We start from the raw sequence: 25,002 nt of genomic DNA on the forward strand, positions 1-25,002 counted from the left end.
TGCGTTCTCACTTGTTGATGTCGACGCGGTCACCTTTGACGAAGGTGCTCTCGCCGAGAACATTGATCACTTTGCCTTTTATCTGGATGCCATCCGGAGTAATCGAGATGCTGCTGTCACCCACTTTGAGAAGGATGTACTGCTTGGCATCCACCTGAATGAATTGATTGTCGACCTTTAGCGTAAACGATCCTTGCTGAACGTTCGTCACAGTATCTTTCTGAATGATTTCCGTGTTCGTACCACCGACCGTCACCTTGCGGTTATTACCCACGTCATGCGTCTCATCCAGCTCGATCTCGGTGTCCATGTTGCGCTCGGCATGCATGATCACCTGTTCGGCACCGGCCTTGTCTTCAAAGCGGAAGAAGTTGGCCGTACCGCCATCCCCCTTGGCCGAACGCGTCAGGAAACCACTCTGGGTCTTGTTGGCAGGCAGCGACCACGGCGGCGTATTCTGGCTGTTGTACAGGCTGCCCATGACGAGCGGACGGTCAGGGTTGCCATCAAGGAAAACGACCACCACCTCGTCACCGACGCGCGGGATCTGAATGCTACCAAAACCGCCACTTGCGCCGGATTGAGCGACGCGGACCCAGCAGGAGCTTTTGTCGTCAAACTTGCCGTAGCGGTCCCAGTGGAACTGCACTTTTACCCGGCCCATTTCGTCGGTGTAGATTTCTTCGCCGGGCGGGCCGACGACGATGGCGGTTTGAGGGCCGGAAATGCCTGGCTTGAGAAGATCCATCTGAGGCCGGAATTTGATTTTTTTGCGTACACTGTAAAATTTATTGGCATAACCGGCTTGGCTATCCGAGGTGTAATTATTGCTACCTCGATGCTCAATGCTCATTACAAGAAATTGGCGGTCTTCAGCAGAGCCAGCGTCGTGTTCGTAATGCTGGGTTAGCTCGAAAGTATGGCCGGGTCTCAGGGCGCGACAATTACTAAGGCCAACGAAAGTCTTGCCTTTAAGCTCCAGGGCTTCGATACGATTGCGCACCAACAGCTCACCATCCGCTGGCGTGCCATGGGTGTACTGACCCATGTAGTCGTACAGCTCGAAAGACGGCACATCTCCCTGCTGATTTAGGCTATTCATCGTGACAGGAATACGGTTATTCGGCTGCCGATAATCAAACGTTTGCACCGAGATCTTGCTAGGCTGAAACTCGCGAGCAGAGGTCCAGCTTGTGATCGAGTCTGCGGTTTCAGTCACAGATGCTGTATGAAAGCGTATTTGTGGCTGCTCGGGCAGAGGCGTCAGGACGGTCGAGTCGTCCATGATAATGAGCTTATGGCTGTCAGCGGTGTGCTCAAAATAGAAAAACAATCCCTCATGCTCAAGCAACCGTCTGATGAAGTGGCTGTCACTTTCTCTATATTGGGTAATGTAGCTGTGCGGCTTGAGGACGCGGTTGACACGAAACTCATATTTCGCAAGCCCTTCATAGTGGCTGAAAACTTTGGTGAGCACCTGCTCGACCGTTTGATCTTGATAGATTTGGGAGTCGAAACGCTGCTCAAGAAATCCCAACCAGGAGCCAATATAAGCCGAGTATTTTGACATGCCGCCGTCGCTACCATTGGCACCGAAGCCAAAGACATGGCCGTTGATGTAGCGACTGCCCCCGGTCGCGAGCTCGATCTCGACTGTCGCAGGCTGCCCGATGGCAGACTTCAGCTTGACGCCTGGATCATCAGAGATCAGGTCTAGCTGAAAGCCGAAATCGCTTGAAAGCCCCTCTTGTCCTACAAATGACTCAAGCAGTAGCTCCTGCCCACCCGAGAGAGCCATTGTGAGCTTGAATAGACGTCTATTTTGCGCCGTAAACAAAGAGGAAAAATCCATTGCTTCAACTACTCCTTAGCTTATGACAAATCGTCCGAGACGGTTTGTCCGTAATTTCTTCAGGAAATCAAGCTCCCGACGGCTTGCGCCAGGAGGCTACCCATTTGAATAACCTGCCTAGCCACCACCTGCTGCGTGCTTCGCGGATTTCATCGAGCTGCATGAACGTATATGGGGTTGGCATATTTCGCTCTTGAATACGGAGTGTTCGCAAACCTCGGATGACATGACGGCCGTAGAGCAGTATAAAGATGCTTGCACCTGTCATGATAGTCATGCTGACGAGCGCGCCTGTTAGCATTCCTGCCCACTTTAAGAAAATACTGGCAGCAAGGGTAGTGATTCCACTAATTAGAGGAGCACTGTAATTCATAGAGGACTTCGGGTTAACGTTTCGACGCGTCTGGATTCTATTTTCGTTATATTCAAAAGGCTGGTAGGCTGGGCGGGTATGAATTATAACTGTATAAACAATGCTTGCTAGTGTAGCTGGCGCCAGACCTGCCAGAAAACGGTAGACAATTGAGTCGGGCGATGCATCTGCCGCCAAACCGTATGCAATAACACACGCGGGCAATGTAAAACCTCCAACGCATGAAATCAACAGCGACCACATATACGTACTGTAGCTCTCGCAAACGTAGACTATGTATAGTGTCCATGCAAGCATTGAAAAAAACAATAAAAAGTAAATATACCAGTTATTGCCTAGCATGAGGGTGCCGAAAGCCATGAATAAAGCCAGCAGAAAAAAAGCAGACCAGCCGCCGGTCTTTATTGTTTCAGAATTAATCATTGTCTATCAACATTTCTTTTAATTTACTCCCAATCGCTTTATCAGCTCCCGTGTACCCCATTGCCCATTGTACCGCTAAGCCCGCACCCCAGCCGACGAGAATGATAGCAATTAATGGCGCGGCTCCTGTAGCGGCGATCCCGGTACCAGCGGCAGCTATTGAGGTAATTGCTACTCTGGCTAAATTTCCTGCAACTATACCGGCACCAACCGAGGCAATGTTTGTAGGTTGATTGTCTAAAGTTTTAGAGTAGAACTCTTTTTTGCTAGAGGAACTTGTATAGTCTAGGATTCCCTGGGGGACCGTAGCGATTATTAACCCTACAGTGTTGCCTCCCATAAACTTAAGTACTCCAGTGGCGCCGTTGCTGTGTAAGTGCGCGCGTTGATTCAATGATGCGCTGGTACCAACTAGCGGGATGTGAGCAAACTGCTGTCCGGCTTGCCCTAATATTTTGTAGTGCTGCGCAACAGCAGTAACAGGTATTTTAAAAAAGGATTTCCCATTTTTTTGAATAATCGTTATGCTGTTTCTAAACGTCTTATGAGCTGATTTGGCACCTGGTGCTCCTCGTGTATTAGCCCAAGAATGTAACTTGCTTTTCTGCTCGGCAGTCAAGTCTAGCAAGTCGGTAACTTTTCTGGCCTTGGCTGCAGCCATCATGGCGCCTGAAGCGCTAGCAACTGTTCCAGGTAGATTACCCAGTGAAAACATGAGTGGACCAATTTCTGGAATTCTTTCAGCCATCTGCTGGAGGGATCTCAGCGCCTCAATCGGGACGTTTGCCGACTCTTTAAGTGTGTTTAGATACCCTCTCAACTGAATAACGAAATTTTTATATTCCTCAGGGCTAAGCTCTGTATCTTTAGACAATAGCAAGTTGACTATGTACAATGCCGCGCTGTAGTCGTCAGTTTCGTAAGTGCCTGCAAAGTTCTGAAGCGGCATGTAAAAGCTGCTGGCCGACTCTCCCGCGAAAGGGCGATGGCCTCCACCAAGTAACCCAGGTTGGCTACGTTCGCAGCTCATGCTTGCGGAGCTAGGCGGGGTCAAGAATTTATTCATTTGCAGGCCTCGGTAGCTGCCAGATCACGTCGTCCGCTGAACCTACATACCCAATGGAAGCTCGGACTCTGCAGAGAAAAGATGGGATACCCAGGTTCCTGAGGCCAGCGGTCAAGCTGTGCCGGTTTGGCTTTATCCATGGTCATATAGATATCCTTGAATGTACCTAAGGCTGCTACCGCGGAGAAATGCTGGCCAAAGGTGCGACGCTGATGCCTTCAGCCTGTCTGTAAAATATTTCGTTTTGAAATATTTTTCTACGCTTAACGCCGACTCGATAAGTGTAAAGTCTCCTAAAAGTTCGTAGGAGCCGTACTACAGCCGTTCCGCAGGGCTTCTCCTGAGTCAGCCCTTCAGACCATCCAAAAAAGCAAAAGTGCCACTACCCATGCACAAAAGTAGCATTTTTCTCTAGGCCATTGCAGCAGGTGGCAGAGCTTGAGGGAAAACGAGCGGTCCTGTGCGATACGGTATCTTTCAGTAAGGCTTTGCCACTCTACCTGGCACGTTGGTGAGAGGCTTATACCAGAGCACCTAGACGCCAACGGTGGTTCAGCGTGCATAATCCAGGATCGCATTGATCGTGTGGCTCAGCAACTGGCCAAAAGTCAGGAGCAGCTCGTACTGCTGCTCTTCACTGCCATCGTGACGTACTGGACACGTGGGCAGGTCAAGGCATGCCTTATGGGCAGCATGGATAGCATCGCAGCGCGCAGTACCAAGCTTCAGGCGGAGATTTCGAACAAGCAGTTCGCGAATTGGTTGGCGCGTAATGAGCAGAAGTTGTTGGCTCAGCCGGAGCTGCGTGCTAATGAGCCTGCGCCGTTGCAGAGACTAGAGCAGCAAGAGCTTCCTGAGCAAAAGTTGCATAAGATTGACCAACCTTCCTCAATGCTTAAGCCGGGGTTTACCGCGGAGGATATTTTAGCGATACCGAAAGGTGCCAGGCCGGATCCTAAAACATATCTGATCCCTGACTATGTAGCACAGCATCTTGCCAAATTTGAAAATGGCGGATCGCGTTGTTATACAAAATCTAATCGTGAAAAATATGGAATAGCTCAACGGGATGGGACTTCATTTATAATGCCCAGCCATGAGGCAAATCAGCTTCTCGCCAGAACAGCTGGTGATAAAATAGCAGTGAAAAAAAACGCTCGGCCTTCCTGAGAACTTCCTGGAGAGCAGTACGTTAGTGCGTGTAGACATTCCGACCCCAAGAGAGTTAGATCTGCGAATCCCCTCAGGAAATAAAGCAGCTGCCAATGAGTTTGGGATGTTAGAAGGAAAGCTACCGAATGGTGACAGCGTAGCAGTAATTGATGCGGGCGCGATTTCTGCTAAAATGTTTAACACCACTTCATTATTTTAGAGGACCCCATGATATTTAACGATTTTTTGCCAACAAAAAATATGTTCTCAGTAGGTATTGAAGAGACTTCAGAACGTTTTTACGCTTCGATTCCAGTGAGTAATGGCATGGTTGATTATGAAATAGACAAAACTAGGTGCGAGCTCTTTCAAAAAGATTCTGAAGCCGTCCTCGTTTTCGTTATCACATGTAGACACAGAAAGATGGATGATTTGCTCATTTTACAGTCCGGTACAAACAGGGAAATTGCAATTTGAGGAATCGAATTCAAAGTAATTACTCCATAAATACGAGACTGATTACCAGCGTATTGTGCGTGCAAACTCGCCGACTGCTGCTTTATTAGATGATTGCAGGAATTGATTGCAACATAACTAATTTGAAGTTGGCGTCTCACTATGCCCTATCTTCTATATTATCCTCTCATCGGATATTTAAAACCCAAATAAGTTACTGAGACTCACACTCATACGATAAAGATGGCGTCAATCCTTCTAGCCAAGTCTCAAAAATCCCGTCCTTGGGGTAGAAATCCACAAGTCAAGTCGTCGATATCTTAGTTTTTTCAACACCAAGGCGTGTCGGCGCCTCTTTTACTTCTGAGTCTTGAGTAAAAAATCTCAAAATTTCACTACTAAAAAAGATGTTTAAATAAATTTAAACGGCCACCCTATCTATAGGTGTAAATATATCTCTGACGTTGCTTACGCTCACATCACGGCTTATCGACTCCTAACGATAGTGGAAAAAGCAAGTCCTGAAATTAACTTACAGCTACAATGTAGAAATAGTTTTTCCCTTAAAACCCGTTGATAGAGCAACGTAATCAACGTTGGTAGATGGCCGGCCGGTTGCCCGCCACGGCGACAAGACTGCGTGTGGCTCCAGTCTGATCGCCACCAACAGTGACTGTGGCATATTTTAAGGACGACAGCATGTTGAAGCCCTATGGCCAAGGTCATCGCTCTTTATGGGATGTCATTGGCGAGCGACGCGAACAGGAACAACGTCAGGCGACTCCGGCACGTCCGCCAGCAGACTATGACCTCACACGCGTCAAAATAGACAACGCCTGGCTGTGGCTGCCGAACCTCGAACCTGCTCAAGCTGCGTCAGGGATATGGCTTGGAGCCGTTAACGGAGATTTTGAACACGACCCCAGATTGGTCAGTCCATCGGGCCACCGTTATAACCTGCGCCGAATTAGTCTGCCCCAGCACAAACCGGAAATCGATACGTTGCCCCGTGCGCTACAGCTGCTTCAAGGCATGCTTGCGCAATGGGACGATTTCGCAGCCAGCGTCGATTGGGAAAATACGAAGGTCGTGCTGTTTGCGCCGTCGGGCATAGCCCCATCAGCATGGGAGAACCATGCGTTGCCGATCTGGCCGTTTGATTACCTACCCGGCCAGGGTTTCGACACCCCTTCACTGAACTTTGATGAATGGTTGCCCTGGGCGCTTCAAAACGATACGGAAGCGTCTTGCCTGCTGTGCGTCAGCATAGACACCTGGGCGACAAAAGACCGGGCTGGCGCTCTGTCCAACGACGCCATGGTCGGTGAAAGCATCTCGATCGTGCACCTGCAGCGCGTAGACCACGCCAACCCCGACGAGGAAAATACCTGGCAACTCTATCCAGCCATGACCCGCGAACACTCTCCGCGTGCATCGCAGCCAAGGCAGAGCAGCGCCGATCTGCAACAGCTGGCAGAGGCCCTTTGCGAGCAGAGGGGTATTCAACCTAACGACATTCAGGCACTCATCATCGACGGCCATCTTCATGACAGACGTCTCGAGCAGCTCTCTCATTACGCAAGTACCCAACTGCCGAATCTGGTGGTATCGGAGCACGTCGCTGGGCAGGCATTACTGGCAGGCGAGCGAGGAAGGAGCGCGACTCAGCTGACGTCGCTGGCACTTGCTTTTTACGCAGGCAGGGCGAGGCAGGGATCAGTGCTGATATTTGACAGACACGCCTCCACTCAGACTCAAGCCTGGTTGCTGAGTACCGGCAAGACGATTGCGCAAGCTGGCGATGAGGTAACCGAACACCGCGGACTTGAAGACGACGGACAGAGCAAAGACTCATGAAGGAGAATTTTGATTTCAATCCAAAATCCTGCTCGATCAATGATCTGAATCCGGGTTGTGTCGAAATGTGGACACTTGGCCAGCAAGTGGCTGTCAGGCGCTTGTGCGTGAAAACCCGCGCCGAATACAAGCAACCGGCCAGGTATGAACTGCTCAAGGACTTCAGTACGCGGGCTGCGCGAATAGCAGGCAATTACGCACGTATTTACCTGGAGCAAGAGCACAACGGCCAGCCCGAACAAAAAGGACGGTTTTACTGGACAGGGCTAGCGGCGTTTGCAAGCAAACAGGTCATGTGTGCACTGGATTTCTCCAGCAACACAAAGATGCGCTATTTGCCGCCTGTCGTACCGCCCTTGGAGATTACCAAGATATTTCTGGGCAAGGGAAACTTCTGGTTGTTTCAGGACATCTTCGTCTGGCACTGGTTTTATATTAATTACCCACAGCAGTTCGATGAGTGTATAAAAACTCGGGACTTCAGCACGTATGACCCACGATTCAAGCAAAGTTTTGCGCAACTGCCATGGATTGATGATGCACTGCCAAGGATAAATAACCTGAAGGTGACTGATTATCTGGTAAGCGGCTTCAAGTTGATATCGGCTATAGAGAAGGAGCCGGCAGGTACACTGCGTGAAAAATACAAATTTCAGTCCCTCCTGGCAATTGCCAAACATGAACAACTGATGATATTGCAACCGTTGATATACGAGGATAAAAGCTTCAGGGCACTGTTGCACATGCAAACGTGGGTCGAGGGGTACAGGGGTGTGCCGCGCCGACTGGCGTCCCTGAATGTTGAATGCGATACAGGCGACCCGGAGCAGGATGTCATCATGTCCGATGGCGAGCTGTACGACGCCGAGGACAGAATGATCTTTATTACAACAATTGCCTCTACGTATCATCGGAGAATGCAGAGAAAAAATATTGAGATGGAAAAGGCAATTATGACGATAGGGACGTGGAATGAACGCACTTAAATATATGATAGCGGTTTTCATACTGCTGACCGGTTGTGAGGCTTCGGATATGAATACAAAAAATCGTGAGATCGAACTCTCTCTTGGAGGATCAATTGATACTGTCCTGGCTTCAACATCTGTAAAACTGCGAAAAGACTGCGATGATACGATGTGTCTCTACCAATTTATAGTGCCGTCAAAATCCTCTGAACTGATCACTGTCAAGGTACGCTCAGCATCCACCCTATTAGCGATTGAGAACGTTAGTTCGACCACTGTCGTCACCAATACCCTAGGGATTATTACAGATATAGACGTGTATGTAGCAGGAGTGTCAACCCATGCGAAACATGAAGACGCAATGGCGTATTTTTATCAACAAGTACAGCATCTAAACGCAGCAGGATGGCAGCGTTACATTTTTCCTAATGAAGCGAGAATACCCAGTACAGAAGCCAGCAAGTTTACCAACTTAAATGAAGTGCTGGGTAAAAATGTGGGTACAGGTCCATGGATGGACCCGAACCTCAAGCTTACGAAGCAGGTATGGGTCTCATTGCCTATGATCAATACGTGGATGTTTTACAGCGGTAACGAGTATCTTGATCTGATGGTACAGCGCGAGAACAGCAAAGACGACCCGCAGAACCGTGGATCTTACTTGTTTACATGGACGTTCAAATCAGAAAGTGAGTTCTACGCCGAATTCGTGAGAGCCGAAGACCGTGAACGCTGGAGAGAGCTCCTGCCTGCTGAATTAACCCGAATGGGGAAAGAGCGCCAAAAGACAGAGGCGCAGCTGAAAAAAATGGGCATCAAGATCGATGAAAACTATAAAGATGCCAAACCTCCCGTAGAAGCGGGTTAAACCGAAGATACGTCGCAAACCGATTCAAGCAGTAAAGGAGTTACACCATGGATCTGACATTCGGCACCGCCCTCAGCCAGAGCGGACGCTTGCTGCAACTCACCACGCCGCTGGGCGAGCATCAGCTTCAGGCCTTGCGCATGCATGGGGTCGAGCGCATCGGCCGCGTGCCCCGCTACACCCTCGACGTGGTGGTGCAGGACACCGAATACGATCCTGAAAAACTCATCGGTCAGCCGGTCAGCCTGGCGATTCTCTGCGATGACGGTTCTCCCGCACAGCGTCACGGGTTGGTTGAAAGCGTGCGCTATCTGGGCAATGACGGCGGTCTGCACGACTGGCAACTGGTCTTCGCCCCTTGGTTCAGCCTGCTTGAATACCGACTCGACTGCCGCATCTGGCAGGACAAGAACCTGCCGGCGATTCTGGAAGCCGTTTTCTCACTGTACGAACAGGCCAAGGGCAATTACCGCCTGGACCTGCGACGTGAATACGCCCCGCTGTCCTACGTCACCCAGTTCAATGAAAGCGACGCCAACTTCGTGCAGCGCTGGTGCGAGCAGGAAGGTCTTTTCTGGTACGTCGAACATACCGCTGACAAGCACTGCATCGTGTTCACCGATACCGTCGATACCCTGCCCGCGCTGGCACCGCAGAGCATCCGGTTTCACACCCAGAACGTCACCGAAAAACAGGACGGCATTACCCAGTGGAGCAGCGGTTCGCAGTTGCTCAGCGGCAAGCTGCACTGGCGCAGTGTCGATTACCTGGCCCACGGACAGCCACGCGAAACCGTGATGCCCGCCTTGCAGGCCGCTTCGGCCCCGCAGGCGCTGGAGCGTTACGAGTATCAAGGCCAGTACGGCTGGCAGAAGCAGGACCGGGGCGAATGGCTGAGCCGCGTACAGATCGAGCAGCGTGAGTCGCAAGCGCGTCGCGTGCAGGGCCAAAGCGGTGTGCGGCAGATGCAAGCCGGGCGCTGGTTTGAACTGACCCAGCATCCGCTGTATGCGCGTAAACCGGCTGAAGAGCGTCAGTTCCTGCTGATCGAAGTCGAGATGTTCGCCGAGAGCAACCTGCCACTGGCCAAGGAGAGACGCGAAGTGCCGGGCAGTCTGGCAGCGCTGTTCAGGTCGGTGCGCCCTGAGCAGTCGGGGTTGCCGGGCGTGGCAGCAGTGGCCGATGCATTGGGTGTGGGCAGTCATGGCTTCTTCCTAAACCGTTTCGAAGGCCAACTGCACAGCGTGCCGTTCCGCAGTCCCGCCGAGCACTCCAAACCGAAAAGCCTCGGCCAACAGACCGCCGTAGTCGTCACGCCCAGTGGCCATGAAGTGTTTACCGACACCCTCAACCGAATCTGTGTGCGCTTCCATTGGGACCGCCTGTCTCAGGACGGCGAACTGGGTTCCTGCTGGCTGCGCATGATGCAACCGAGCAGCGGCCCGGACTGGGGCAGTGTGCATGTGCCCCGTGCCGGTGAAGAGGTGGTCATCACTTTTCTGGACAACGACATCGACCGACCGCTGGTCATGGGCCAGGTCTACGGCGGCCATAAACCCGCCTGGCACTCCAGCGGGTTGATGGCCGGTTACAAGAGCAAGGAAGTCGGCGGCGGTGGTTTCAACCACTGGGTGATGGATGACTCGACCGGTCAGGTTCGCACCCAGATCCACAGCAGCCACGGGCATACCCAGCTCAACCTCGGTTACCTGATCGACCAGCGCGGCAACAATCGCGGCGGCCTGCGCGGTACAGGTTTCGAGTTACGCACCGATGCTTACGGTGCCCTGCGCGCCCAGCAAGGTCTTTACCTCAGCACCTGGAAACGCAGCGGCGCCCAGGGCGCACAGATCGACGCCAGCGAAGCGCAGCAGCAACTGAAAAACAGCGAACAACGCGTCAAGACCCTGTCCGACAGCGCCCAACAGCACAATGCACTGCCCATGCAGGAAGGTCTGGACAGCCTCACCCAGCTCAACAGCGATGCCGACGTGACCTACGGCAGCGACGACGGCGCCCCGAGCCAAGGCCCCGGCGAACAACAACGCAACGGCGGTGATACTGCCTGGGCAATCCGCAGCGGCGGACGCGGCAAGACACCGGGCTACCAGCAGCCGCTGCTGATTGCCTCCTCCCCCGCCGACATCGCCACCGCCACGCCGAAAAGCACCCACCTGCACAGCGGCAAACACCTGACCCTGAGCACCGGCGAAGACATCAGCATCGCCAGCGGCAAATCCCTGCTGGCCAGCGTTGCGCAAAGCATCAGCCTCTTTGCCCAGAATGCGGGAGCGAAGCTGTTTGCAGCCAAGTGCAAGATCGAGCTACAGGCGCAAAGTGATGCGATGGAATTGACCGCGCAGCAGGGCATGAAAATCACCTCTCTTGCACAGTTAGTGGAAATGTCTGCACAGAAGGAAATTTTGCTCACCAGTGGCGGCGCTTATATCAGGATCATACGCGGCAATATCGAGGTGCATGCGCCAGGCACAATAGACATCAAAGGCGCCAAAAAGACCCTCAGCGGTCCCGCAAGCATGGACTATGCAAATAAGGAGCTTCCCATCGCAGTACCCGCAGGGCTGTATGACGAGCAAAATCGCCTCATGACCACCCACGGTGTACCGCTTGAGGATGTCGCGGTCGAGGTTGATATTCCTGACGAAGGCAAGAAAATATTTTTTACCGACCAAGACGGTAATATTCCACGGATTTTTAGCGACAAGCCTGGTAATGGCAAGGTTACGCTGGTGCCTGACGAGTTGATCGTGCCCGCGGGGTCGGACAAATACTCTCCAAGTAAAAAATCATGAACAATGACTTTAAATTTAACACTCAGGCTTGCTCGATCAACGATCTGAACCCGAAGTGTAGACAATTATGGTCAATCGGTCAGCAAGTTGCCGTAAGGCGGTTGAGCGTACAGACACGCGCACCTTACCAGCAGCCACCCCGATACCAGTTGATAAGCGACTTCAGCACGCGCGCTGCGCGTATCGCAGGTAATTACGCTCGAATCTATCTTGAGCTTGAGCCCAAGGGAAAACCTGAGTTAAAAGGGCGATTCTACTGGACCGGATTGGCAGCATTCGCCAGCAAGCAGGTCATGTGTGCGCTGGACTATACGACCCATACTAAGATGAGAGCGGTTCCGTTAATGGACTTATCGCTGGACTTGTCAAAGCAATTTTTGGGCATGGGGAATTTTTGGCTTTTTCAGGATATTTTTGTTTGGCATTGGTTTTATATAAACTACCCCGAGCAGTTCTTTGAATGCATAGGCAGTCGAAGCATTGGAGACTGCGAAGATAACTTTCAAGCCAGTTTTAAAAAACTCCCCTGGTTTAGTGCTGCCGTACCAAAAATCAATAATCTCAAAGTCACCCCCTACCTCAGACAGGGCTTTGAATTCATAAAGAAAACTGAAAGCATGACGACGGTATCAGACCGACGGGCGCTTCAGTATCAATCTTTAATCGCTATCGCCAACCACGAGCAAGTCAAGATTTTACAACCACTTATTTATGAAGACGTCGTTTTTCGAAGGTTACTGGACGCCCAGGCCGTGGTCGAGGGCAACTGGGGGGTACCACGCCGCCTGGCTGCATTAAGTACCGCATGTGAAACAAACACCAAAGCGCTGGACAACGTCATGACCAAGGGGGAACTTTATGACAAAATTGACCGAATGGTCTTTATTACTGAAATTGCCAACAGCTATCACGAGAAAATGTTTTCTTCAGCGTCCTATATGAACTCGGCAATCAGTACTATTTCCACCTGGAACGAGCGAACATGAGATTTATTTTATTCCTCACCTTTCTTTTACTCTCTGGTTGCTGGGATAACATGCAAAAAAACAACGCTGTGCAATTGTGGCTTGGAGATACTATCGAGACCACCAAGAAAAATCTAGGATCAGATCTTTCCAGTGACTGTGACTCTGAGCTGTGCTGGTATCGGTATCGACAACCCGTACGTAGCGGAAAATTTCTGACCATGATGTTAGGTGGAGAAACATCCAGATTTGAAATTCAGCGAGTCTTTGCTTTTTCAGTACCGATCTATACTCAAGACGACAACAAAATCGAGCTGATCAGTCTGAATCCTTTTGAAGTACCCGAGGACTCATTACACACTGAAGCGGAATCAAAATTTTATGAGCTGTTGACGTCACTCCAAAATGCGGGTTGGAAACGGTATATACGTCTCGGTGAACCACGAATTTCCGGAACAGAACTAAGCAAGCTTAGCACAGTGAATGAAGTACTCGGTAAGCCTGTTATGACAGGCCCCTGGAGTGATCCGTCAATACGACTACCCGAAGAGCTGTGGCGGTCAATGCCCATCTTTAGTGATTGGTCATTTTACCGTGGTAATGAATACCTTACAGTCAGTGTTCAACGGGAAGACAGTGAAAAAGAACCCTCTAAAACCGGGACCTATCTTTTTACGCTCACTTTCAAATCCGAAAAAAGATTTTTTTCAGAGTACTTTGATTCATCTGATCGCGATCGCATGAAAGAGCTTTTACCCGACCTACTGAAAAAGCTGGCATCGCAACGTGCGATCGCGGAAAGCCGTTTGAAGGAAATGGGAGTCACCATTGACGAACGTTACCAGAATCCCACGATCAGTATCCTGGAAGCACAGCATTGAACCTGATGCGCTTGGCAAGATGGTTGAGGCACGTCCAGTCGTGGGGATGGGGCAGCCGTGGCAGTCGATAATCTGACAGCAACCTGCCCGGAAAAACGAGCGGCTTTATGAAGTGGCTGTCTATCAGGCTGACCAGATGAAGAATTGTGGCGATTTAGCGCCAAGGTTGCGCGGTTGCGTAGTACACCACCTGAAAACTCCATACACTCAGCATCCTGATCATAAAAACGCCAGACCACAGGATTTCCCGGAAGAAAAACGTCGCCCCAATGGAACATCAGGAGCAGCACCATGAGCACAGCAGATCAGACGTGTAGCATTGGCAAGTACAGCGCCAAGTGGCAGGAGCGCTTCAATTTCTTTGAGATGTATGGTGCGCCGAATGATCCACGGTTCAAGGCCGGCCTCAAATCACTTCCTGGCTTCAGGAAGAAAATGCGGATCAACCTCAACGTCATCGCGTATTTCTTTGGTCCCATTTATTTCTTCGTGCTGGGCCTGTGGAAAAAAGGCATTGCGTTGATTGGCATAATGCTCGCGACCAACGCCTTGATCCTTCTGGTATGCACGCTTTTGGGAAGCGAGGTTCCTTACGCGCTTGGGGGAGGTCTTAATGTGGCCTACGCCCTGATGTATGCGTTGACCGTCAACTACTCCTACTACCTCAAAGAAGTAAAAGGCGAGCAAGGCTGGAACCCGTTCAAAGGCATGCGTCTCTAACCCGAAAAGGTAACCGATGACACCGTCCCCTTGCCGAGCATGAGGGTTCACAATCCATCGACCCATGCCATGTTCAGCCGGCGTTATAGTGAATCAGTCATTCAGGTAATTGCCACATGGATGCGAAGCCAGGACTCCAATGACAGCGCCCTCCTCCCCCGCAGCCTTGCTGCCACTGAAAATTATTGCGACTGGCGTAGCGGTGCCCGCAAATCGAGTGGACTCGTCTGCGCTGGACACGTTATTGAACAAGCATGCGGGTTATGTCGAAAAGCGCTCTGGCGTACATTGCCGTTTTCACGCAACACTCGATGTCAGCCAAGCCGGACTGGCAGCGCAAGCACTTCAGGATGCGTTGAGAAGGAAGCAGATCCCGACGGGTTCGATTGACCTGTTGATCTCGGCCTCGGCAGTACCCATGCAGGCCTTACCCTGCACGGCAGCATTGATTCTCAAGGCGGCCCATCTGCCACCGGGTACGCCGGGCTTTGATATCAACAGCAGTTGCGTCGGCTTCATTACGGCGCTACAGGTCGCTGCCGGCTTGCTCAATGCCGGGATCTACAAGCGCATCGCGATCGTCTCGGCAGATCTCGTTTCACGTGGTATCGACTGGGATGACGAAGAAAGCTCTCTGATCCTCGGCGACGGAGCAGCCTGCGCCATTGTCGAACGCGGTGACGGCAGCAGCGGCATTCTGAGCAGCCTCTCCGAGACTTACCCGGAAGGTAGCGACCTGTGCGAGATTCAAGCAGGCGGCACACGCCGTAATCCGCGTACCGGCATGACTGACAAAGACTTTCTGTTCCACATGAAGGGCAAGCAGCTGTTTCGTCAGGCTGCCGCGTTGATCGAGGGCTATCTCGCACGATTACTCGAAAGCAGCGGTTTGACCCTGGCCGATATCGTCACCGTCGTACCTCACCAAGCCAGCCATCTTTCGCTTGAGCACATGCGAAAACGTCTGGGAGTACCTTCTGAAGTGCTGGTAGATATTTATCGTTATCATGGCAATCAGGTATCGGCCTCAATTCCAACAGCGCTGCATACTGCCTTTACTACCGGCCGCTTCACGCCAGGCAAGCCGGTAATGCTGATAGGCACCGCTGCAGGTTTGACACTGGCGGGCATGGTGCTGCTGCCATGAAGGTTCTGCTGACCGGCGCCACCAGTGGCCTTGGACGCAATGCAGCTGATTGGCTGTTGAACGCTGGCCATAAGGTGCATGCAATCGGACGTGACCCAACAGTGGGAGGTCTGCTGCGAAATCAGGGAGCCGAATTCACGACAATGGACCTGACCAAGGCTACCGCGAAGGAATGCGAGCGAATGATGCTCGGCTGCGACGTCGTCTGGCACTGCGCCGCGAAGTCTTCTCCCTGGGGCAGCAAGGTCGAGTTTGATGAGGCCAACGTTGTAGCAACACAGAAGCTGGCCGAGGCAGCCGGACATTGCGGCGTCTCGCGATTCGTGCATATTTCCACGCCCGCCATTTACTTCGACTTTCAGAATCATGAGTGTATTGACGAGCAATACCGTGCCCGACGATTCGCCAATCACTACGCCAGCAGCAAGTACCAGGCAGAGCAATCCATACAGGCGCTAGTACCACTTTATCCACAGACCACTTTCATCATTCTGCGGCCCCGTGGTCTGTTTGGCCCGTATGACCGGGTGATTCTGCCCCGGATTCTGGGCCAGATAGAGCGCGACCGGGGCGTGCTGCGTTTGCCGGGTGGTGGCCAGGCAGTGCTGGACCTTACGTTTGTACTGAACGTTGTGCACGCCATGGACCTGGCGAGCCATAACAATTCCTTGTCTTCCGGCGCCGCCTACAACGTCACCAATCATCAGCCCATGCGACTGGTGGATACCCTGCAGTTGTTACTGCACGATCAACTCGGCCTTCGTTATCGTGTTCAGCCCATGCCCTATAGGTTGCTTCACACACTGGCGATTGCACTTGAGCTGCTGGCCTCTGTAACGCGTAAGGAGCCCGTGCTGACCCGCTACAGTGTGGCAGCTGTGAACTTCGATATGACCCTGAGCCAGACGCGAGCCATTGAAGAACTGGGCTACCGACCTCGGTATACGATGGAAGAAAGTATTCAGCTCACGGGGCAATGGCTTAAGTCTCAAGCGGTGAAGCGCCATGGCTAGCATCACCACTTTCGAAGTGGGTTACTGCACGCATATCGGTTGTATGGCGTTGCAGGGTGCCGGCCTGCGGGTCTGCAAATTTCCGTCCAGGGCGTATCTGCTGGAGGTCGGCGATCGCCGCTGGTTATGGGATACCGGCTACGCCAACCATTTTCAGGAGCATACCCGGTCGGGAGTGTTCCGCATCTATAGCCAGGTTACCCCGGTATACCTGGATGCGGGTGAAACGCTGCTGGATCAGTTGCGTAATGCAGGTTACGCAGCCAACGATATTCAGGCGCTGATCATTTCCCACTTTCATGCCGATCACATCGCCGGCCTACGGGACTTCAGTCATCTCGACTTTATCTGCTCGGGCGAAGGCTGGCAGAAAACCCGCTCATTACGTGGCATCGCCGCGCTCAAGCGCGCCTTCGTACCTGGACTGATTCCGGAAGGTTTCGAGGCAGCATTGCAGTTCGTCGAGGGCTTTGAGCGGGTGAGCCTGACTGAGCAACTGGCACCGTTTACACATGGCTACGAACTACCGGGCAGTGACGGGCAGATTGTTCTGGTGCCGCTACCAGGTCATGCCGCCGGACACCTGGGTGCATTTATTCTCACCGAAGATGGCTGGACACTGCTGGCCAGTGATTCCGCATGGTCGCCGCTGAGCTATCAAGAATTGCGCGGGCCTTCCGTACTTGCCAACGTGCTGATGGACGACAGCAAGGCCTACTACCAGACGCTGAACCGTCTGAACCTTTTGTGGACAGCAGGCCATGTGGATATTCGTTTGTGCCACGAGGGCGATTTATGATCCCGGTGATGACACTCTGGCATTATTGGCGAGCGCGTCGCCTGCGCTTTTCCAGTCGCCAGGCACTGGAGCATTTCCAGAATAGACAACTGAAACGTTTTGCCTACAGGGTGCTGGCCAAAAGTCCTTATTTTCGGGCATACAGCGCTCTGCCATTCAACGAATGGCCGCTGATGGACAAAGCGCTGATGATGACGCAGTTCGACCAGATGAACACCGCTGGTCTGCAACGTGATCAACTGCTGGCCTGCGCAAGGCGCGGCGAAGCCGAACGCGACTTCACGCCACGCATCGGCCGTTTTAGCGTCGGGCTGTCCTCGGGTACGTCAGGGCAGCGCGGCATTTTCGTCGTGAGTCCGCAGGAACAGCAGATCTGGGCGGGCGGGATGCTCGCCAAGATGCTCCCAGACGGCATTTTCGCGGGTGAGCGAGTGGCGCTCTTTTTACGTGCGGACAATAACCTGTACCACAGCGTCGACAATCGCTGGCTGAGCCTGGCCTTTTATGACCTGTTCACGCCGTTCACTGAGCAGTTGTCTCGCTTACAAGCACAGGCGCCGACCATTATCGTTGCGCCAGCACAGGTGCTGCGCGCCCTGGCCCTGGCCGTTCTGGGCGGGCAGATCCAACTCGACGTGAAGAAAGTGATCTCCGTCGCCGAAGTTCTGGATGCGCAGGATCGCCAGTTGCTGAAAACGGTGTTCCGCGAGGTCGGCGAGGTCTATCAGGCAACCGAAGGTTTTCTGGCGGCCACGTGCTCGCATGGCACAATGCATTTGAACGAAGAGTTCGTGCATATCGAGCCCCAGTGGCTTGATGAGCAGCGCTTCACGCCGTTGATCACCGACTTCACTCGCAGTACCCAACCTATCGTACGCTACCGGCTGGATGATGTACTGGTCAGGCAATCCGAGCCCTGCCCGTGTGGTCAGCATTCGATGGCGATTTCCCGAATCGAAGGTCGCCGCGACGACCAGCTTTCGCTGCCTGACCTGCACGGTGAGATGCAGATTATCTTTGCCGACCTGTGCAGTCGGGCAATTGCCAATGCACTGCCACTGACCAGTGACTACCGCTTGATTCAGCTTTCGAAAACCCGGTTGCAGCTGATTGCAGACTGTACGCAAACCGAACTGGAGCACAGCCGCAGACAACTTGTCGCCCTGTTCACGCAACAGGGTATTGCCACTGACAAACTTGAATGGCAACTGACGGTGCAGAACGTGATGCCGAACTTCGATCGAAAACGACGCCGTATTGTCCGGCAGGCAGAAGCATGAACAACCCCATGATGTTTCGGTTGTGGCATATGCTGCTTGGTTGGGGGTCGGTCGGTTTGATCTATACGCTGACCGATGATTTGCAAGGCACCGGCCAGATCATGGCACCCTCGCCGCTCGACCGAATGATTGCATTCACGCCGCACGCAATCTGGCTGTACCTGTCGTTCTTCGTGGTTGTTCCGCTGGGGTATCTGATGACCCCACTTGATCGAGTGCGCTGGCTGTCTCGCGCTATGCGTATTACCGCACTGGGTGCCGGAACGGTCTATCTGCTGTGGCCGACAACGATGGTGTACCCGGTCGATGAGGGCACAACGTTAAGCTCCACACTGCTGGCAGCGCTGACTTATGTGGACTCGACCCAGAATTGCCTGCCATCCCTGCACATGGCCCTGATGGTGCTGGCAGTCTGGGGGATCAGTGCAGCAAGGCGTAGCGCGCGTACTGCAGTGTTTATCTTGTGGGTGGCCGCCATTGCCTATTCAATCCTGCAATTGCGCCGTCATCTGTTCATCGACGTGGTCAGTGGCGCCGTGCTCGCATTGGTGGCGGGCATGCTGGTCGATGCGCTTGGCCGAAGCAGGCCAGTCGCACTTAAAGGGAATATGCAATGAGCGATCTGGCCATTCCGATCATCATCATGCTGCTGGCCGTAACAGGCGAGGCCGTCATTCTGCAGTGGGTGCAGCGCAAGCCGGTTGACTGGCATGACGTGGTGTTCAATCTGAATTCCGGCCACCTCATGCTGTGGCTGTTCCGTGGCCTGGAAGTAATCTGTTACGGACTTGCCGCCACGTACTTGAGCCTTGGCCTGCTGGATACATGGCCTACCCTATTGGTCTGGGCGTTCGCATTGCTGGCCTGGGATTTCTGCTTCTACTGGTTGCACCGTCTGCATCACCACATTGGCGTTCTCTGGGCCGTGCATGTGGTGCATCATCAGGGCGAGTACTTCAATCTGTCCCTGGGCGTGCGTAATTCGTGGTATTCGTCACTCACGTCGATTCCGTTCTTCATTCCGCTGGCCGTGCTGGGAGTACCGCTGCATGTTTTTGTCGCAGTGTCGATCCTGCATTACTCGATGCAGTTCTTTAACCATAATGCGCTGACACCCAGGCTAGGCGTGCTGGAGAAGATTTTCGTTACTCCGACCCATCATCGCGTGCATCACGTCAAAGACCGGGCCTACTCGGACAAGAACTTCGGCGGTACTTTCATTTTCTGGGACAAGCTGTTCGGCACATTTTCCAGGCTGCCCGATGTGCCTTACACGTTTGGAATCGGAGGGCCTCGCTCTTCCGCGAACCCGTTCTGGGCCAGCAACGTGCCTTTTCTGCGTTACCTGCGACTGTCGATAAAATCGAACGAACCGACCCGCTCGCGCGTTTCGGGTTTGAGCATTTTCAGCGGCGCGTTGCTGCTCTTCGCGCTGGTAGTGGGCTATATCTATCAATACGGCTATGGCTACAGCGACATCACCTTGCCGCAGGTCGTCCTGTTCGTTTTTCTCGTGGTGGGCTCGGTGGCGCTGGGAGGAATGACCGAAGCGAGGACCTGGAGTGTTCCCGTCTGGCTGATAGTCAGCATGGGGCTGGCGTTACTTTTTCTGGGTTATTACCGCTGGTCGCAGGTTTACTGGCAATTGCCGATGGTCGCCCTCGCCTTGCACGGCGTATGGGTGGCCCTGTCCTCTCGTGGCTACAACATTTCAGCCGCAAATCCGGTGGAAAAACATCATGGCTGAGTCACTTGCCCCTTTGTCATTTCCTGCCGATGGCGAACAGGCATTTCATCATGCCCTCAAGCAGGCGGCCCACGCCTACCTGGCAGACGACCATCGCTACGCAAGCATTCGGCAAAAGGTGACGGCATTGCTCCTTACCCTGCTGTGCGGCGGTTTTTATGCATCGAGCCTTATGCAACACACTGTGTGGGCATTCATAGGCTGCTATTTCATGTTTGTCCTGACAGGCATGCTACTCAACGTAATGGTGTTTCACGATGCCACCCACAATGCTTTTTTCCGGGCGGCCTGGGCAAACCGACTGGTGGGGAGGTTGATGACCTTGCCGCTCGGGATTGATCCGGATTATTGGCGGGTCAGGCATGTGCAGTTTCATCATGCCTATGCCAACGTTGAACATTACGATCTGGACACCGAGGAAAATGGCGTCCTGCGACAGTCACCCTTCCAGGGCTGGCGGAAGCACATGCGCTATCAACATCTTTACTGGCCCATGGTCGCAGCGCTTTCGCTGCCCTACATCTCATGGATATTCGACTGGTCGGACCGCCTTGGGAAGACACCGCTCAAAGCCAAAAGCATTCTTCCAGGAAACAGAGGCTGGGCAGTATTTCTGGCCAGCAAGGCATGCCATCTGCTGCTGGTACTGGTAGTACCGCTGGTGATATTCGAGGGTAGCTGGACCACGGTGCTGATCGCGTACTTTGTCAGCCAGATGCTTGCCTCTCTCTGGGTGGTATTTCTGCTGCTCGGTACGCACTGGGCAGAAGCAGAGTTCTATCAGCCATCAGGCAGCCCGTTGATGCCACACGGCTGGTATCGACATAACTTCTCGACAACCTGTGACTGGCAAACCTCTCCACGCTGGCTGCACCATGTCGTGGGCGGGCTGAACTTTCATCTGACTCATCACCTGTTCCCTGGCTGGAGTCATCGACACTATCCGGCGCTGGCAAACATCATCGCTGACCTGGCCCCCCGCCACGGCATGCACTATCGCTGCATCGACTACCGTGAGTTGCTTCGGCAGCAGCGAAAGTTCTTGCGCAGCATGGGCCGGGACACGCAGGTGACGAACATCACCTGACGGACTCAGAGCCAGAAGCTTTGTGACTTCTGGCATGACCGCATCGATATTGTTTGTCTGCTTTTCCCGTTGCTGGGCCTCTTATCGCTCAACAGCGAGCGCGGTCGCGAATTGCGCATGCAATGGAGGATTATTCGATCCGAACGCAAGGAGGTCCGTCAGGAGATGCGGCGGCGCAGGGATCTCGAGGTGCATCGTGAAAGCCTGCGCAACAGAAAGGCACTGCGCAAGTAGCCCAGGCTCAACGAGGACTTTCTCGCGCACAACAAAAAACCCGCCGAAGCGGGTTTTTCCAAGACCATCCCGACTCCCTGTCGGCTGCCTCCGAGACGATGGTCGATCATCCTTGATCCTGGTGAACTCCTGTTCACCACTTGATGGATCCAATACTACGGAGGACGGACCAAGTCGGAAATGGCCAAATCCCTCCATCGCGTGTAAGTGTTTGGCTATACCGTGTCGACGCGGATCTGATTGCACGCCTGCCCTTCCACCAGCTTCAACTCTCCATCCACATACCGCACTTCCCTCCCCACCCACGCCATATCAACATTCGGCAGCACCGCCGAAGGCTTGCGCAGTTCGCGCAGCAACGTAGACCCGTGGGAAAGACGCCCGCCCATTCGCGCAATCACTGCTCGGGCGTTCTGGTAGTGCGCGTGGCGTCCGGGGTCGAGGGTGTCTTCCAGCAGGATGTCCTCGCCCAGAATGCCCTGGACCTGACCCGGATAGATCATAAAGCCTGTCGCCTGCTCGGTGCCTTCACGGCCGTCCTGCCAGAAGCTGCCTGCACGGCTGCGAATGTCCGGATGGGGTGCAAACCAGTACGCTCTGTCTGCAATCGGCATGGCGTGGTGCAGGCGGAAAAACAGGCGCATCAGGTTATCGCGATACCACTCGCGCACTTGCAGGTAGTAGCCGCGCATGCCTGGCAGGCCCGTGCGATGGACGATGCGAATGAAAACCGGCCAGGTCGGAAAGGCCTGCAAGGGCAGATCAGTGAACGCCGGGCGCGGCGTAGCGGGATCGGTTTCCCAGGGCAGTCGGTGCGGGCAGTCTTCAAGGTCGTCGTAAGCCGTCGGCGGGCGGCCTAGCAGGTCTCCGCCGCTGCTGGCCAGCGAGGTAGCGATGCACAGGTTGCCTTGTACGACGAATACGTAGAAACGTGTGAACCAGTCAGCCAATTGCTGGCCGTCGGCACCTTGGGCCGTCAGGGCATGCAGTTCTCGGTCAAAGCGGTGCAGGTGTTTTTCCAGGGTCAACAAGTGGCCGCGCGCGACACGCTGCATCCGCAGAAACACGGGTAATGAGCGCACCAGACGCAGTGGTCGCCACGGCAGATGCGGGGTCGCACCGCCGACCTCATCGGCGTAATGACTGGACGCAATGCCCCAGTCAGCCAGACGTGCAAGAAACAGGTCGTTGTTGATGTAGGACGCCGCGCCGAACAACGCGGTAAATGGCTCATTGTCCTGCAGTACACGTGAATCCCAGCGCGCCATGATGGCCGGGATGCTGCCTGCGGCACGCCGCTGTGCATACTCGACCAGCCGGCTGGGCTGTGGCGGCAGGATCTCGGCAATATTGGCGGCGGTCAGGTGTCGGCGCCAGCCGTAGTCACTGATCGGGCGGTACTGCAGCAGCCACAGCTGACGGCCATCCCAGGCCCATTCGACATCGCCCGGCACGTAGTGGAATACGTGCAGAACGCCCTGCAGGAAATCCCAGAGCAGCTCCTCAGTCAAACCGTGGGATGGCTTGAAGCTGCCGCTGCTCCAGGCCGCGCCAAGGCGGGAAATGATCGCTCGATCCGGGCTTGCCTGACCGTCGGCCAGCGACTCCAGATGGCCTTGCACCCATTCCAGTTCGACTGACAGGTGACGCACGAAAGCGATCCCGGAAAGCACCGGCGTGATGAAGCGCTGTACCACCACCTCTTCGACGCCAGCGGTGTGCAGTTCTGCGACGCGCGCGGGGACGTTGTGGCTGGGCTCACGAAGGAAAGTGGTGCTCAGACCGGCATTGGCCGCATCGGCCTGGTCCTCACCGAAGCTGGACGAGCGCACCGCCCAGATAGCTTCAGGCTGACTGGCCAGAAACGCGGACAACGTCGAGTCAGCGCCCTGCACCAGAGTCAGTGCATCGGGCACCGGTTGCCCGGCAATGGTTGCCAGACGCAGGCGGCCACCTTTGGTGTGTGCAACAAAGCCGCGCTCGCCCGACTCCAGCCATTGTGCGAACTCGGCGGGCGAGTCGATCCAAGGGTAATGACCCCATCCGGGTTTCAGGCTGATGGTCAGGTCGGCACGCGCCAGAATGGCAGACCACGCTGCTGCCTGCTCGATGCCCAACACCTTGTCCTGATCGCCCCAGACCAGCTCTACCGGGTCTTGCACCCACTCCAGCAGCGGCAGCGCGGTGTCGGCACGCAACAGGTCCCAATACGGCACGAAAGCACGGCAGCGGGCATAACCTTCGCCCATGCGCTGATAGTGCGCCGCAGGCCAGGCTTGTCTGGAAAACTTGTGCGCAAACAGCGTGGGTTTGTTGGCCAGCAGCCAGTGAATGGTTTTGCGAATCGGCAGCGGCGACATCAGTGCCGGCAGGCGCCGCTGCCACAGAAAAGCCCCAACCGGTGCCAGCAATACGCTTCTGCAGAAATGCCCCGGCTGACGCTGCAAGGCATGCATGACCAGCAATGCATTGACACCCACGGCGACGATTGCGCTGCCTCGAACCGTCGCCGCCAGCAAAGCATCAGCATAGGCCGCAATGTCTTCGCAGGGTGGTTGGGGATTGCTGCCGAAGCCTGGCAGCTCCAGCGGCACGACCTGATAGCGCTGAAAATGCGGCAGCGCGTCGTCCCACCATTCGGCACTGCTGCCGTTGCCCGCCAGCAGATACAGCAGCGGCAAGTCAGACATGACGAGGCTCCTTCGACGCGTGCACAGCCGAAGTACGGCGATCATGGCGATACAGCCAGATCAGCGGCGGCAACAACGCCAGTAGCGCCGCCAGATCGAGCCAGACGTGCGACCAGACGCCTCCGCGCACGGAAATAAGGATGTCCTGAGGTGCCCAAAGCAGCAGGCCCGCAATCAGCCAACCCCAGGGCATGGCGCTTTTCAGGCGATTGCCTAAATGCACAAGCGCGAGCATATACACCGAATACGTTTGCAAGGTGGCACCAAACAGCGCCATCCACCAGACCTGTTGCGCACGCGCAGCAGCGGGAACCGCCTCGGTCCAGAACGCCTGTTCGAGGCTGGTCAGGTAGCCGTCGAGCAACCCGGAAAACCCGGCCCAGGTGAACACTAGACTGCCCAGCACATGCGCGGCCGCGACGGCATACAGCCACATCACCAGCGTACGGCGCAGTGTGTCAGAAGAAAACGGCATTGCAGGTCCTTGGGTCATCCTGGTGAGGTGGCGAGTGTAGCGATTTCTCGAAAGGCTTAATACGAGCATAACCAAACTGCTCAGACCTCCCACTGTTGAACAACTGTTATTAATGCCAGTAGACAGCTTTTCTGCC

Annotated in this window: 21 protein-coding genes and 2 pseudogenes; 18 read left to right on the top strand and 5 right to left on the bottom strand. The window is 54.1% G+C overall.

Annotation, left to right across the window (positions count from 1 at the left end):
* Positions 1–7 precede the first annotated feature (7 nt).
* From tssI to MME58_RS25465, 3 genes are all read right to left on the bottom strand, one after another.
* The gene (tssI, locus tag MME58_RS25455) at positions 8–1,852 is read right to left on the bottom strand and encodes a type VI secretion system tip protein TssI/VgrG (protein ID WP_055005683.1); all 1,845 of its coding nucleotides are present in this window, start codon (positions 1,850–1,852) and stop codon (positions 8–10) included.
* Positions 1,853–1,919: 67 nt separating this feature from the next.
* Positions 1,920–2,648: a hypothetical protein gene (locus MME58_RS25460; protein WP_082427291.1), complete on the bottom strand. Its 729-nt coding sequence runs from the start codon at positions 2,646–2,648 to the stop codon at positions 1,920–1,922.
* Entirely contained in the window at positions 2,641–3,714 is a 1,074-nt protein-coding gene (locus tag MME58_RS25465) for a hypothetical protein (protein WP_082427293.1), read from the bottom strand. Before MME58_RS25465 ends, MME58_RS25460 begins: the two co-directional genes overlap by 8 nt.
* A gap of 495 nt (positions 3,715–4,209) precedes the next feature.
* Here MME58_RS25465 and MME58_RS25470 point away from each other — a divergent pair.
* The 18 genes and pseudogenes from MME58_RS25470 to MME58_RS25555 form a co-directional block, all read left to right on the top strand.
* Positions 4,210–4,546, top strand: a pseudogene (locus MME58_RS25470) (DUF6861 domain-containing protein); the annotation flags it as partial.
* Between the two features lie 548 nt (positions 4,547–5,094).
* On the top strand, positions 5,095–5,343 hold the full coding sequence (locus MME58_RS25475) for a hypothetical protein (protein WP_055005685.1): 249 nt from the start codon (positions 5,095–5,097) through the stop codon (positions 5,341–5,343).
* 575 nt (positions 5,344–5,918) lie between these two features.
* The gene (locus MME58_RS25480) at positions 5,919–6,011 is read left to right on the top strand and encodes a PAAR domain-containing protein (protein WP_241409111.1); all 93 of its coding nucleotides are present in this window, start codon (positions 5,919–5,921) and stop codon (positions 6,009–6,011) included.
* Positions 6,012–6,021: 10 nt separating this feature from the next.
* Positions 6,022–7,179: a hypothetical protein gene (locus MME58_RS25485; RefSeq protein ID WP_055005686.1), complete on the top strand. Its 1,158-nt coding sequence runs from the start codon at positions 6,022–6,024 to the stop codon at positions 7,177–7,179.
* Positions 7,176–8,165: a DUF2515 family protein gene (locus MME58_RS25490; RefSeq protein ID WP_055005687.1), complete on the top strand. Its 990-nt coding sequence runs from the start codon at positions 7,176–7,178 to the stop codon at positions 8,163–8,165. The genes MME58_RS25485 and MME58_RS25490 overlap by 4 nt, the downstream gene beginning before the upstream one ends.
* The gene (locus MME58_RS25495) at positions 8,152–9,015 is read left to right on the top strand and encodes a hypothetical protein (RefSeq protein ID WP_055005688.1); all 864 of its coding nucleotides are present in this window, start codon (positions 8,152–8,154) and stop codon (positions 9,013–9,015) included. Before MME58_RS25490 ends, MME58_RS25495 begins: the two co-directional genes overlap by 14 nt.
* A 47-nt stretch (positions 9,016–9,062) precedes the next feature.
* Positions 9,063–11,828 (top strand): type VI secretion system Vgr family protein, encoded by a 2,766-nt coding sequence (locus tag MME58_RS25500; RefSeq protein WP_055005689.1) that lies wholly within the window; start codon positions 9,063–9,065, stop codon positions 11,826–11,828.
* Positions 11,825–12,814 (top strand): DUF2515 family protein, encoded by a 990-nt coding sequence (locus MME58_RS25505; RefSeq protein WP_082427295.1) that lies wholly within the window; start codon positions 11,825–11,827, stop codon positions 12,812–12,814. Before MME58_RS25500 ends, MME58_RS25505 begins: the two co-directional genes overlap by 4 nt.
* Positions 12,811–13,674: a hypothetical protein gene (locus MME58_RS25510; RefSeq protein WP_233590951.1), complete on the top strand. Its 864-nt coding sequence runs from the start codon at positions 12,811–12,813 to the stop codon at positions 13,672–13,674. The genes MME58_RS25505 and MME58_RS25510 overlap by 4 nt, the downstream gene beginning before the upstream one ends.
* A 291-nt stretch (positions 13,675–13,965) precedes the next feature.
* On the top strand, positions 13,966–14,394 hold the full coding sequence (locus tag MME58_RS25515) for a DUF2628 domain-containing protein (RefSeq protein ID WP_055005690.1): 429 nt from the start codon (positions 13,966–13,968) through the stop codon (positions 14,392–14,394).
* A 139-nt stretch (positions 14,395–14,533) separates the two neighbouring features.
* Positions 14,534–15,541 carry a 3-oxoacyl-[acyl-carrier-protein] synthase III C-terminal domain-containing protein gene (locus MME58_RS25520; protein ID WP_055005691.1) on the top strand — a complete coding sequence of 336 codons (1,008 nt, stop codon included), beginning with the start codon at positions 14,534–14,536 and terminating at the stop codon, positions 15,539–15,541.
* On the top strand, positions 15,538–16,554 hold the full coding sequence (locus MME58_RS25525; protein ID WP_055005692.1) for an NAD-dependent epimerase/dehydratase family protein: 1,017 nt from the start codon (positions 15,538–15,540) through the stop codon (positions 16,552–16,554). Before MME58_RS25520 ends, MME58_RS25525 begins: the two co-directional genes overlap by 4 nt.
* Positions 16,547–17,353, top strand: coding sequence for an MBL fold metallo-hydrolase (locus MME58_RS25530; RefSeq protein ID WP_055005693.1), 807 nt, complete (start codon positions 16,547–16,549; stop codon positions 17,351–17,353). Before MME58_RS25525 ends, MME58_RS25530 begins: the two co-directional genes overlap by 8 nt.
* Positions 17,350–18,633, top strand: coding sequence for a F390 synthetase-related protein (locus MME58_RS25535; RefSeq protein ID WP_055005694.1), 1,284 nt, complete (start codon positions 17,350–17,352; stop codon positions 18,631–18,633). The genes MME58_RS25530 and MME58_RS25535 overlap by 4 nt, the downstream gene beginning before the upstream one ends.
* Positions 18,630–19,250, top strand: coding sequence for a phosphatase PAP2 family protein (locus tag MME58_RS25540; protein WP_055005695.1), 621 nt, complete (start codon positions 18,630–18,632; stop codon positions 19,248–19,250). Before MME58_RS25535 ends, MME58_RS25540 begins: the two co-directional genes overlap by 4 nt.
* Positions 19,247–20,380, top strand: coding sequence for a sterol desaturase family protein (locus MME58_RS25545; RefSeq protein ID WP_055005696.1), 1,134 nt, complete (start codon positions 19,247–19,249; stop codon positions 20,378–20,380). Before MME58_RS25540 ends, MME58_RS25545 begins: the two co-directional genes overlap by 4 nt.
* The gene (locus tag MME58_RS25550; protein WP_055005697.1) at positions 20,373–21,467 is read left to right on the top strand and encodes a fatty acid desaturase family protein; all 1,095 of its coding nucleotides are present in this window, start codon (positions 20,373–20,375) and stop codon (positions 21,465–21,467) included. The genes MME58_RS25545 and MME58_RS25550 overlap by 8 nt, the downstream gene beginning before the upstream one ends.
* Positions 21,468–21,515: 48 nt before the next feature.
* Positions 21,516–21,701, top strand: a pseudogene (locus tag MME58_RS25555) (hypothetical protein); the annotation flags it as partial.
* A 215-nt stretch (positions 21,702–21,916) separates the two neighbouring features.
* On the opposite strand, the gene MME58_RS25560 reads toward MME58_RS25555, so the two are convergent.
* Together MME58_RS25560 and MME58_RS25565 are read right to left on the bottom strand one after the other, a co-directional pair.
* Complete coding sequence (locus MME58_RS25560) at positions 21,917–24,391, bottom strand: PEP-utilizing enzyme (protein WP_055005698.1); 2,475 nt, start codon at positions 24,389–24,391, stop codon at positions 21,917–21,919.
* Positions 24,384–24,866: a hypothetical protein gene (locus tag MME58_RS25565; RefSeq protein ID WP_055005699.1), complete on the bottom strand. Its 483-nt coding sequence runs from the start codon at positions 24,864–24,866 to the stop codon at positions 24,384–24,386. The genes MME58_RS25560 and MME58_RS25565 overlap by 8 nt, the downstream gene beginning before the upstream one ends.
* Between the last annotated feature and the right edge of the window lie 136 nt (positions 24,867–25,002).

It is taken from the genome of Pseudomonas syringae pv. tagetis (genome assembly GCF_022557255.1).
In the GTDB taxonomy this organism is placed as follows: domain Bacteria; phylum Pseudomonadota; class Gammaproteobacteria; order Pseudomonadales; family Pseudomonadaceae; genus Aquipseudomonas; species Aquipseudomonas caricapapayae.